The sequence below is a fragment of the Natronolimnohabitans innermongolicus JCM 12255 genome (assembly GCF_000337215.1).
Classification (GTDB): domain Archaea; phylum Halobacteriota; class Halobacteria; order Halobacteriales; family Natrialbaceae; genus Natronolimnohabitans; species Natronolimnohabitans innermongolicus.
Genome location: NZ_AOHZ01000077.1, coordinates 19,203 through 30,497 on the forward strand (window position 1 = coordinate 19,203; position 11,295 = coordinate 30,497).

At 64.9% G+C, this 11,295-nt stretch carries 13 protein-coding genes; 8 read left to right on the forward strand and 5 right to left on the reverse strand.

The features are described 5' to 3' along the window. Window positions 1-114 precede the first annotated feature (114 nt). Window positions 115-399 carry a translation initiation factor eIF-1A gene (locus C493_RS16150; RefSeq protein ID WP_082681805.1) on the forward strand — a complete coding sequence of 95 codons (285 nt, stop codon included), beginning with the start codon at window positions 115-117 and terminating at the stop codon, window positions 397-399. A 347-nt stretch (window positions 400-746) separates the two neighbouring features. Here the strand turns inward: C493_RS16150 and C493_RS16155 are convergent, their stop codons facing one another. Then, window positions 747-944, reverse strand: a complete 198-nt coding sequence (locus C493_RS16155) for a cold-shock protein (RefSeq protein ID WP_007260545.1) — start codon at window positions 942-944, stop codon at window positions 747-749. Between the two features lie 128 nt (window positions 945-1,072). After that, entirely contained in the window at window positions 1,073-1,804 is a 732-nt protein-coding gene (locus tag C493_RS16160) for an SDR family oxidoreductase (protein WP_007260546.1), read from the reverse strand. A gap of 113 nt (window positions 1,805-1,917) precedes the next feature. Here C493_RS16160 and C493_RS16165 point away from each other — a divergent pair, with 113 nt between their 5' ends. Genes C493_RS16165 through cruF form a run of 3 tightly spaced genes read left to right on the forward strand, consistent with a single transcriptional unit; the run spans window position 1,918 to window position 5,193 of the window. Further along, window positions 1,918-3,420: a phytoene desaturase family protein gene (locus tag C493_RS16165; protein WP_007260547.1), complete on the forward strand. Its 1,503-nt coding sequence runs from the start codon at window positions 1,918-1,920 to the stop codon at window positions 3,418-3,420. Between the two features lie 14 nt (window positions 3,421-3,434). Beyond that, a complete protein-coding gene (locus C493_RS16170; RefSeq protein ID WP_049889422.1) occupies window positions 3,435-4,301 on the forward strand; it encodes a prenyltransferase in 867 nt (288 codons plus the stop codon). A 1-nt stretch (window position 4,302) separates the two neighbouring features. Further along, window positions 4,303-5,193 (forward strand): bisanhydrobacterioruberin hydratase, encoded by an 891-nt coding sequence (gene cruF, locus C493_RS16175; protein ID WP_007260549.1) that lies wholly within the window; start codon window positions 4,303-4,305, stop codon window positions 5,191-5,193. 84 nt (window positions 5,194-5,277) lie between these two features. On the opposite strand, the gene C493_RS23135 is transcribed toward cruF, so the two are convergent. Continuing rightward, on the reverse strand, window positions 5,278-5,433 hold the full coding sequence (locus C493_RS23135; RefSeq protein ID WP_161606910.1) for a hypothetical protein: 156 nt from the start codon (window positions 5,431-5,433) through the stop codon (window positions 5,278-5,280). A 233-nt stretch (window positions 5,434-5,666) separates the two neighbouring features. Between C493_RS23135 and C493_RS23495 the strand changes: the two genes are divergently transcribed. Then, a complete protein-coding gene (locus C493_RS23495) occupies window positions 5,667-5,828 on the forward strand; it encodes a hypothetical protein (RefSeq protein ID WP_007260551.1) in 162 nt (53 codons plus the stop codon). Window positions 5,829-6,172: 344 nt separating this feature from the next. Here the strand turns inward: C493_RS23495 and C493_RS16185 are convergent, their stop codons facing one another. Further along, window positions 6,173-7,123, reverse strand: a complete 951-nt coding sequence (locus C493_RS16185) for a phytoene/squalene synthase family protein (RefSeq protein WP_007260552.1) — start codon at window positions 7,121-7,123, stop codon at window positions 6,173-6,175. A 70-nt stretch (window positions 7,124-7,193) separates the two neighbouring features. Continuing rightward, window positions 7,194-8,849 (reverse strand): bacterio-opsin activator domain-containing protein, encoded by a 1,656-nt coding sequence (locus C493_RS16190; protein WP_007260553.1) that lies wholly within the window; start codon window positions 8,847-8,849, stop codon window positions 7,194-7,196. 458 nt (window positions 8,850-9,307) lie between these two features. Between C493_RS16190 and C493_RS16195 the strand changes: the two genes are divergently transcribed. From C493_RS16195 to C493_RS16205, 3 genes are all read left to right on the forward strand, one after another. Continuing rightward, complete coding sequence (locus tag C493_RS16195; protein WP_241430911.1) at window positions 9,308-9,715, forward strand: DUF7285 family protein; 408 nt, start codon at window positions 9,308-9,310, stop codon at window positions 9,713-9,715. Further along, window positions 9,712-10,677, forward strand: coding sequence for a DUF7284 family protein (locus C493_RS16200; RefSeq protein ID WP_193787909.1), 966 nt, complete (start codon window positions 9,712-9,714; stop codon window positions 10,675-10,677). The genes C493_RS16195 and C493_RS16200 overlap by 4 nt, the downstream gene beginning before the upstream one ends. Beyond that, the coding region (locus C493_RS16205) for a DUF7286 family protein (protein ID WP_007260556.1) at window positions 10,674-11,295 on the forward strand (622 nt) is incomplete at its 3' end. The genes C493_RS16200 and C493_RS16205, both read left to right, overlap by 4 nt.

An 11,295-nucleotide genomic window follows, 5' to 3' on the forward strand; every position in this document is an offset into this window, starting at 1 on the left:
CGAAGCGGCATTCACGTTCTCGAGAGACGTATACTATAGTTGAATACTCTATCGCGAGTTAGGTGTTACCACGGCTCTCCAATCCTTTAAACGTCTGCCCCACGTAGTTAGTCTGTGACAGAAGACTCAGGGCGACGGAACCTCCGCATGCCCAACAACGATGAAGTATTCGCCGTCGTAACCGAACACCTCGGTGGCAACCACGTTCAACTGCGCTGTGCCGACGGCGAGGAACGTCTCGGCCGGATCCCCGGCCGGATGAAATACCGAACCTGGATCGAACAAGACGACATCGTCGTCGCCGAACCCTGGGACTGGCAGGACGAGAAGGCCACCATCGAGTGGCGCTACACCAGTCAGGACGCAGATCAGCTGCGTCGTGAAGGCCACATCGATTGAACCTCGGTACCACTGACTGACCGCATTTCTACGCGCGCTTCGCCTCGAGCGACAGCGTTCGAGACCGTCTGTTCGTACCCGCTGGTAACGATGGGTCTATAGTAGCCACTGAAACGATGTACACACTGATCGCGACGCCGTACTGCGAGCAGGTGTGCAGTGACGGTCAGTGGCTACTATAGCGACGCCTGAGTAACAGGTTCAACTCAGCGCCGTCGCTCCCGTGGGTGCGTCCACGTTTGCGACGGTCGCACGAGACGGTTCACCGAGCGCAGCGGCTCAGGGTGAAGTCGTGTGAAAACGAAAATCACAGTCAGCGCCGCCTGGCGGCGACGGAGACGATGAGATTAGTTGTTGCGGACGACGTTCGTCGCGCGGGGACCCTTGGGGGCCTGTTCGATGTCGAATTCGATCTCGGTGCCTTCTTCGAGGTCCGGGCCGCCGACGTCCTCCATGTGGAAGAATACGTCATCGTCCGCGTCGTCCGTCGAAATGAAACCGTAGCCGCCAGTGTCGTTGAAGAAATCAACTTTACCGTTTGCCATTACGAACAAATGTATGGCCCATCCACGTATAAGACTTGCGAGGGTAACGGTACCACGGGTGGACAACCGTCAAACCGCTCACGCTATGGATTTAAGACTGTTATCCACCCGTCCGATATCGCGTACAGTCAGCTACCGCCCTGTTGGTCCGACCACGTCTCGAGATCGACGATTTCGCCGTCGATATCTGCTGGTTCGATCTCGGTCGCCGCCCGAACGAACAGGGTCGCGATGCGGTCGCGGTCCGTCCCGCGCTCGCCGTCGTCTGCGCCTAACAGCCCGTGCCGTCCGATCGAGAGACACCCCACGGTATACTCGGTATCGGCGGCGAATCCGCGGGCTACCGCTTCCACGGCCGTCCTCGAGACCGCGTAGGAGCCGTCTCCGTCCTCGAGACCGCGGTCGGCCGAGGCCGTCGGAACGAGAATCCGCGCGTCGTCGGTACAGTGTGGCAGCGCTTCGCGGATCGTCCCGAAGACGCCGCGAGCGTTGTACCGCCAGTGGTCGTCGAACGCCGAGTACGGCTCCCGGTCGAGCGGGGTCGCACCGGAGTCGCCGTGTCGAACGGCCGCGGCGGGGACGACGACGTTGACTCCGCTCGAGTCTCCTGTCCGCGAGGCCGTCTCTGCGAGACGCTCGAGGTCGAACTGATCCCGGACGTCGGTTCGAAGGCCCGCGACGGCAGCCGACCCGCCGCGTTCGTCGACTCGGTCCTCGAGCGCCTCAACCGTCGCCGTGACCGCGTCACCGTCTCGATCACCGATCACGACCGCACGCTCCGTGTCGGTGAACGCTTCGGCGACCGCGCGGCCGATGCCGCGGGTGCCGCCGGTGACGAGGACAGTCTCGTTCTGAGCCATACTCGCCGTACGGTCGGGAGCGACACGAACGCATCGCCGTGCCGAGTCGAATCGTCCGATACCCTACTAGGTATGCCATACGTTTATCAGTCTCTCGACAGTCACGATACGATATGCAATCGCTGGCCGACGAGTCCGTCGTCGTGATCGGCGCCGGTATCGGGGGGTTGTCGACCGCCTGTTACCTCGCCGACGCGGGCGCTGACGTTCGCGTCATCGAGAAAAACGAGCAACTCGGCGGCCGCGCGAGCCGCCTCGAGCGCGATGGCTTTCGCTTCGACATGGGTCCCTCCTGGTACCTGATGCCCGACGTCTTCGAGCGCTTTTTCGGTCATTTCGACCGGACGCCGACGGACTACTACGAACTGACCCATCTCGATCCGCACTATCGGATCTTCTTCAAGGACGGCGACGAGGTCGAGATCACGCCCGACCTCGAGCGGACGAAAGCCGTCTTCGAAGAGTACGAATCGGGCGCGGGCGAAGCCCTGGAACGGTACCTCGAGAAGTCCCGCGAGAACTACGAGGTGGGGATGGAACACTTCGTCTACGAGGACCGCTCTCGGCTGCGGGATTTCGTCGACCTCGACGTGGCCAGACAGGCACGCGGGCTCTCCTTGCTCGGATCGATGCAGGGCCACGTCGAGGGCTACTTCGACCACCCGAAACTCCAGCAGATCATGCAGTACACGCTGGTCTTTCTCGGCGGTTCGCCGACGAACACGCCGGCGTTGTACAACCTGATGAGCCACGTCGACTTCAACCTCGGCGTCTGGTACCCCGACGGCGGAATCGGAGCCGTCATCGACGGTGTCGCGGAACTCGGCGCCGAACTGGGCGTCACCTACGACACGGACCGGCCGGCGACGGCGATCAAGGGCCGCGAAGGCGCTTTCCTCGTCGAGACGCCGACGGGGCCGCTTCGACCCGACCTGGTCGTCAGCAACGCCAGCTACGCCCACACCGAACAGGAACTCCTCCCGCCCGAACGGCGCGGCTACGACGCCGACTACTGGGAGTCTCGGACGTACGCCCCGTCGGCGTTTCTCCTCTATCTCGGCGTCGAAGGCGACGTGGACGACCTGGCTCACCACACGCTCGTCCTCCCCACCGACTGGCAGGAGCACTTCGACCAGATCTTCGAGGACCCCCAGTGGCCCGACGATCCCGCGTACTACCTGTGCGTTCCCTCCGAAACCGACGACACCGTCGCGCCCGACGGCCACAGCGCGCTGTTCGTCCTCGTCCCGATCGCGCCCGGTCTCGAGGATACCCCCGAAATCCGCGAGTCGTATCGAGAGCGGATCCTCGACGATATCGCCGACAACACGGGGACCGACCTGCGCGACCGGATCGTCCTCGAGGAGCGATTCGCCGTCGAGGACTTCGCGAATCGGTACAACAGCTACGACGGAACGGCGCTCGGTCTGGCTCACACGCTCCGACAGACCGCCCTCTTTCGACCGCCCCACCGCTCGAAGGGCGTCGACGGCCTCTACTTCGTCGGCGGCGACACGACGCCCGGTATCGGCGTCCCGATGTGTCTCATCAGCGGGGAACTGACCGCCGAAACGGTACTCGAAGACTACGGACGAGCGGCGTCGGTGGAACGGTGAGCGGTGGTTCGCTCATGACGACCGGCTCGGCGGCGGCTCGAAACGGCGGTCTCGGTGACCGACTGTCGTACCTGCTGACGCTCTCGAGGCCCCGGTTCTGGCTCTATCTCGCGGGTCCCGTTCTCGTCGGCGTCGCGTACGCGGCCGAGAGCGTCGGCGATCTCTTCGCGCCCGCCGCGCTCGCGCTGTTCGCGTACTTCCTCCTGCCGGCGAACGTGTTCCTCTACGGCGTCAACGACGTCTACGACCGCGATATCGACGCTGCGAACCCGAAAAAGGGTGACAAGGAAGCGCGCTACCGCGGCCAGCGCGTCGTCCCCGTCGCCGTCGTCGCCTGTGCGCTTCTGGGGCTCGCGTTGATTCCGCTCGTTCCCGCGGCCGCCTGGCCGTGGCTCGTCGTGTTCCTCGCGCTCGGGACGGCCTACAGCGCGCCGCCGCTTCGGTTCAAGACCACGCCGCTCGCGGATTCGATATCCAACGGACTGTACATCGCCCCGGGTGCAGCGGCGTACGCCGCCGTCACCGGCGTGCAGCCGCCGCTGCTGGCGATCGCCGGTGGCTGGCTCTGGGCGATGGGGATGCACACCTTCTCGGCGATTCCCGACATCGAACCCGATCGCGAGACGGGGATCCGGACGACGGCGACCGTCCTCGGGGAGCGGCGAACGTACGCCTACTGCGGCGCCTGCTGGCTCGCGAGCGCGGCCGCCTTCGCCGCGCTCGACGGTCGGCTGGGGGCGCTCATGCTCGTCTATCCGGCCCTGATCGCCGCGATCGTCGCCTCGAGCGTCGCCGTTGATCGGGCCTACTGGTGGTTCCCGGCGATCAACACGGTCGTCGGCGCAGCGCTGACGATGGGCGGGCTCTGGAGGCTGCTCTGAAATGGGTCACTCGAGCCCGCAATCCCGGTCCGAGGGGACGCGGTCGGTCCTTCAGCGACGACTCGAGGCCATTATTCGCGAGAACCGATTCACGATCGCTGTGATCTTCCCGTTCGTCGGCGCGATCACGTTAGTCGGCAGCGCCGAGGGACTCTTGCCCGAGCCCCTGGCGTACAACCCGCTGTTGATCCTCTTTGGAACGATGGTGATGCGCTCGCCGCTGATCGTCGGCGTGTTGCCGCGGATCGGCTGGTGGGCCCTCGGCTGTCTCAGCGTTCTAACGGCGTATACGTACGCCATCGAGGTCGTCGGCGTGCGAACGGACTGGCCCTACGGCGCGTTCGAGTACACGATCCAGCTCGGACCGATGCTCCTCGGCGAGGTGCCGCTGGCGCTGCCGCTGTTTTTCATTCCGTTAGTGCTGAACGCCTACCTGCTCACACTGCTTATCCTCGGTGAGCGGGCGGCGAATCCGCTACTCAGGATTCCGAGCGCGATCGCGGCCGTCGTCGCGATCGACCTCGTCCTCGATCCGGCCGCCGTCGCCGTCGGCTTCTGGGCGTTCGACCCCGCGGGCGTCTACTACGGCGTGCCGGTCTCGAACTACGTGGGCTGGGTCATCTCGGGAACCGTCGCCGTCGCGCTAGTCGACCTGGCGTTCGATCGATCGGCGCTGCTTGAGCGCGTCCGTGACTGCGAGTTCGTCCTCGACGATCTGGTGAGCTTCGTCCTGCTGTGGGGGACGATCAACCTCCTCTATGCGAACTGGGTGGCCGCGGGCGTCGCCGGCCTGTTCTGTCTCGGTCTGTTTCGAACCGACCGCTACGACCGGGAGATGGTCCGGCAGTCGCTTCCCTCGGTCGCGAGCGGTACTCGCGGCCGCGACTCGTGACACGTGACTCGTAGCTCGTAACCTGTGGTCGCCCTTTCGAGGCTGAACCGAAACCGCCCGATCGGCCGAGTCGTCCGCGTATCCTCACCGAAGCCGTCGAAACTCGCGCCCGCCACACTGACACGCGTCTTCGGTTCCGAGCAGACAGACCGAGCCGCGCTCGTCGAGCTCGGCCGCGATCATCGCGCCGCACTCGAGGCAGTTCACGATCGTCTTCGTTCGCGTGGTCGTCGTTGCCATACCACGACTGGCGTCGGACGGACGGATGACCCTTGTCCCGAGGTGTGTTGGGTCGGACGCGAACGCCTCGAGAACCGGTCCGTCAGATTCGGTCGCCGTTCGACGTGCTCGACGCGTTCGACGGTCGATCACTGTCGCCGATCGGCCGCCGAGGCCATGGTTTCTATCCGGACCGAGACCGGCGTCGAACATGCTTGCTGTGCACTTTTCGTCCCACAGCGACTTGTTGTCACATGGCATCCAGACCACCGATCGAGTGTCCGATCTGCCGCGAACTACTCGCTCGCGGCCAGCCCCTCGAGCGCCACCTCGTCGCGTCCCACACCAAACGGCGGCTGGCGAAGTTCGTCGTCGCCGAGATGCAAGCGATGTCCGAGGCCGACGTCTCGGAGTGAGGAGGCGAAGCGGCGTGCGCCCGACTCGAACGCGACGGGTCACGAGTTTTCCGTCCCGATGAACCGACGCAACCGCAGACGAACTGTGCAGTTTCGGCGACACTGACGACTGGGAGGCCGTCTCAAACGACGATGCTCGTCAGCGCGCTCCCGAACAGGAGAAGAGCAGGACGACCGCGAGCGTGATCACCAGCTAGACGCCGGGTCCGATCGGGGCCGTTCTCGCCATCTTCCTGTCGACGGTGAGCAGGTCGTGTGACTCGCTGGTGGACAGACACGAGCGACTACGGGCGGGGGAATCACGGCTGCAGATCCAGACTGTCGAGGGGTGATATTACCGCCGCTCACTGCGTCGGCACGCGTCCTCCGTGGCCAGGTTCTCGGTGATCCGTTTCGAGTGCGGGCACGGCAGACACCCGGTGGAAGACGGCCTCTGGATCGCGGTTCCAGTGCCAGTGCCAGCGCGTTTTCGCGAGACACCACAGCTTGCGACTCGTCGACAGCGACGGCGCCTCGGAGAGGACGTCGTACTCCTGTCGTCGGATAACGGCGTGGTGTTCCGCGTAGAGGACGGCCGCGAGCAAGACGGGAAGCTGACAGTCGTCGGGCAGATAGCGGATGCCGGCGACCCCCTCCCGGTAGAGTTCTTCCGTGCGCTTGAGTTCGGCCGCCATCGCCGACCCGAACGACTCCGAGTACTCGAGGCGTTCGATCTGTTCGGGAGAGACGTCGTGAGCTTGCAGGGTCGACTGGGGAACGTAAATCCGGTCGCGGTCGAGGACGTCCTCGCGGACGTCGCGCAGGAAGTTCGTCATCTGGAACGCTTCGCCGAGCGTGACGGCGTGGGGCAAGGCGGCGTCGCGCTCGTCGGGGTCCATAATCGCGGTCATCATCACGCCGACGGCGGCCGCCGAGCCGCGCATGTACGTCTCGAGGTCGGCGTAGGTCTCGTATCGGTCGGTGTCGATGTCCGACTGCATCGCATCGATGAAGGCGTTGATTTCCGCGTCCGCGATATCGTACTCGCGTCTGAGTTCGTCGAACGCCTCGAGGACCGGGCCGTCAGGTTCGGTCTCCCCGAGCGCCTGCGCCCGGAGCGACTCGAGTTCCGCGCGCTGGACCGCCGGTGGCACGCCGTCGGCGTCGTCGACCACTTCGTCGGCGATCCGAAAGAATCCGTACAGGACGTGGGTCGCGTGTCGAACTCGCTTCGGGAGGAACTTCGTCGCGAGGTAGAATGTCTTGCCAGTCTGCTGTTGAATCGTCTTTCCTGCGTCGATGTGTTCCTGTTGCATGCTCTTCGGGCCCTCGGCACCACCTGACAGGGGAGGGATGTTTTTCCTACAACAGGTGCTTATAAAATACCTAGCCCTCACTAGTGGGGGTTTTCGCGAACAGTTCGTCGAGCAGTTTTCGCTGTGCGGCCCGGAGGTGTTGGTGGAATGTCGACCGCGAGATGTCCATCGACTCGGCGAGTTCCTCACCCGATACGTTGCGCGGCCACTCGAAGTAGTCGGCGTAGTAGGCCTTCTGGAGCGCCGTGAACTGTCGCTCGGTCAACGACGACTCGAGGCGACCCATCACGTCCGTCGGCGTCTGTGTCGGCCGATCGGTTTCGTGGTAACTGATCAGTTCGACCACGTCGTAGCGTCGTTCGAGCGAGTCGTAGATCGAGCGCGCGGACTGACCGTTCGGGACGGTAATCGAGAGGTCGACCGTCCTGCCGGGTCGCGAGCCGTCGGCTGCCGGCGCGGACTCGAGGTCGAATCGCCGCACCGTCGCGCCGTGTTCGGAGAGCGTCGCGACGAGTCCGTCGTCGACGACGACTTCGAGGAGACAGCCGCCGTCGTACGCCGAGAGAACCGTGAGGTCGGCGATGCCGTCGATATCGCTCGCCGGCGGGACGGTATCGATCGACCGATCGGCGTTGAGGAACACGACCGGCGCCCCGGTTTCGTCGTACGTCTGCCCGCGATAGGCCAACTCCGCGCCGAGGGCGTCCGTCAGCGCGGCGAGAAACAGTTCGGGGTCGTCGATCGCGACCTCGAATTCGACGACGCTGTCGGTCGTCAACATTCGCCTGGCCTCGATCGCGTTCATCGCGGTTGCGATCGTCTCCGAAAGCGACTCGAGGACGAGTCGCTCTCGGCCCGTAAAGACGTTCGCTTCGGCCGCGAACACGACGAGGACGCCGTATGAAACGTCACCGTAGGAAAGCGGCAGCGCAGCCACCGATCGGAACCGGTCGCCGGCGCCGGTCGGCCACCACCGCTCGGCGTCCGCGAACGACTCGAGATCCTGGATCACCACTGTTTCGCCATCGACGAGCGCTCGGACGCCAGGATGGCTCTCGTCGGACGAGAGGACGAGTTCGTCGTCCTCGAGCGGGATATCCGTCCCGTCCGCACTCGCCCACTCCCGTGGCGCGAGTCGCTGGTTCGTCACGTCGGCGCGACCGACCCACGCGAGGACGTACGGGTCGGTCTCGGCCAGGCGCGTACTGACGCGCCGCTCGATCTCTTCGCGCGTCGATGCGTCGACGACGGCGCCGGTAACGTCGCGCAACAGGCCGTCGACGCGCGCCAGCACGTGCTCGAGCGCTTCGTGTTCCTCGCGCAACTCCGCAGCGGTCTCCTCGGCGGCGATCTCGGCGAGCTTGCGCTCGGTGATCTCGAGGTGCACGACCGAGACGCGCGTCTCCCCGTCGACGGTAAAGCGGTTCGCCCACATCAGAAACCACTGCTTTTGTTCGGGTGAGTGGCAGGGATACTCCATCGTGAACTCCGCACGCTCGCCGTCGAGAAGCGACTCGAGGCCGTCGACGGCGCGTCTCGCGTGTTCGTCGTCGTCGATTCTGGCGGTCTCGACGTAGTCGTCGCCGACGTGATCCGTCGATTCCGCCGGCCCGAACTCGCTCCAGGACCGGTTCGTCAGGACAATTTTGCCGTCGGCATCGATAACCGCGACCGTAATCGGGAGCGTCTCGAGCGCCGCAGTAGCGAGCGCGTTCCCAGAATCCATTAGCCAACGATTGGGACTTGATCGATATAATGGACTCGGGCGCGATCCGTCTCTTCCGTCGACGGTCGTTCGGCGTGACTGCGCACAGTCGCCGACTGCGTCCGACTCGATATCTCGTAACACATATCTCAAATCACAAATTCCCGAGTTTAAGTGCGATACCGAGGCAACGGCTCCCTATGAATCTGGTCGCCGCCGCTGGGCCGCAGTACAGCCGGTTGATAGCCGGATCCACGGCTGGTGCTGGTGTCTGCGTCTCTCCCTCGGCGCCGTCGAATACCGACCAGCTAACAGTTCCGCTCGACGAACCGACGCGCGGTTCACTCGAGCAAAGCACCGACGTATCGTGGTGTACTCGACGCAGCGACAGAAACGATACTCGTTCCGTTCGACCGACTGATAGCTGGTCGAAGAGAGGCCAGACCGAACCGCTAGCCGCCCTCCTCGCGGTCATCGTCGTGATACTCGCGATCGGACTCTACACCGGTGTGCTCGCTACCGCGCTGACGGATCGAACCGACCGAACGCCGGAAGCGGCTGCGATCGACCGCGTCTGGGAGGATGCGTCCCACGGCGGCGTCTTCTCGACGGCTCGCGCGACGGGACTCGAGGACGTCCAACCGAGCTCGCTCCCGCAGGGCCAGAACGCCTACGCCGAAGTGACCACCGTCGACGACCGCGGCGATCGCGTCGTCGTCGCCGAGTTGCACTTCGACTCGAGCGGGGCGCCGGCTTCGCCACAGGAAGGGCCGCCAGAGGCGGGCTCCGGTATCGAGACCAGCGCCGCAGAACGGACCGTTCCGGTCGAGACCAGCGCCGGTGACGTTCGCGGCGGCACGCTCCGAGTCGAGGTGTGGTCGACGTGAGATCCGACCGCGCCATCAGCACCGTTCCCGACGTCGCTCTGGCGTTGCTGTTGATCAGCGCGAGCGTGTTGTTACTCGGGCTCTATCTCACCGCGGCCGACACCAACGACGTCGACGAGAGCCAGCCGGCACAACTCGCAGAAACGCTCAGCGGCTCGACGATCTCGGCGGGCTACGACCTCGAGGCCGTCACGGACAGCGACCACTACGAGGACCCGGAGGGCGTCGACGAGCGACAGCGAACGACCTACGGTTCGGCCACCGGATTGCTCGCGGAAGCAGCGGTCGCGAACGCGACGGTCGAGGGCGATCCCGTGTTGTTGTACGCCGATTCGTTTACCGAGCGCGTCGGTGCGTCCGTCGAGAGTCAGTTCGTCGGAACGGACCGCCGAATTTCCGTCATTGCCGGGTGGGAACCGTACCGAAACGCCTCGATTAACGGAACGTCGACGGCCGGCGGATCGCCCCCGCCACTCGAGGACGTCACGACGACGACGATGACTGTCTCGAGCGGGATGCCCGCCGTAGACAGCGCAGCGCTGGCTTCGCGCTACGCAGCGACAGGAGAGATAGACGCGCTCGCCGAACCGATCGCGGCCGCGATCGTTCGCGGATACTTCCCGCCCGAACGGACGCAACTGGCTCTCGAACGCCAGTCTCTCGATCGGTCTGTCACGGTGGCGCAGTACCTCGAACTGGCCGACCGGATCGACTGCCTCGACGAACTCGAACTCGAGGCCGATACCGACTCGCCGCTCGAGCGGACCGACGCCCGCGCCGGCGACGCCAACGAGATCCTGATCGAGGGGCTTACCGAACCGGTCGCCGACGACCTCGCGTCGGGACCGATCGGCGCGGAACTCGAAGCGATCGGCGACGACGAGGACGAACTGGAGACGTTCTTTGAGGAGGCGATCGCTCCCGACAGCGTCGACGTTACCGTTTACACCTGGAATCCATGACCAGACGACAGCCACGGACACTCTCCGTTTCGCTCGACGACCGCGCTCGAATCCCGTTCGCGGTGATCGGTGCTTTGCTCCTGGTCACCAGCGTCATGGTCGTCGGCATTCTCGAGTCGCGAGAGGCGCCCGACGTCGATGCGGATCGGGCGGCCGCGATGGATCGAACCGAAACGGCCGCTCAGAGCGAACTCCGCGGTATCGTCGTCGATGCGACCCAGCAGGCGGCGGCACAGCCGATGACGACCTCGAGCGTCGACGGTCTCGAGGGGCTGTCCGAGGACGCGGTGTTCGAACGCTACCTCGAACTGCTGATCTACCTCGGCGCACAGGAGTCGCTCTCGAACGCCGGCCAATCCGTCGGCGACGCCGAAACCACGGTCTCGCTCGAGGGCGAGGTTCCTGACGACCCCGCAGCGGCGTTCGACGACGCCGACGACCTGGTCACGGTGGCCGAACGCGACGACGGCGACGGCCTGCTCGACGTAACCCTCGAGCGGGTCACGATCACCCTCGAGGACGGCGACGCCGTCGTCGACGAGCGGACGCTACCCGAACTGACGGTCACCGTCGGCACGCCGATCCTCGAATTACAGCAGGCAGCCCGGGAGTACGAGA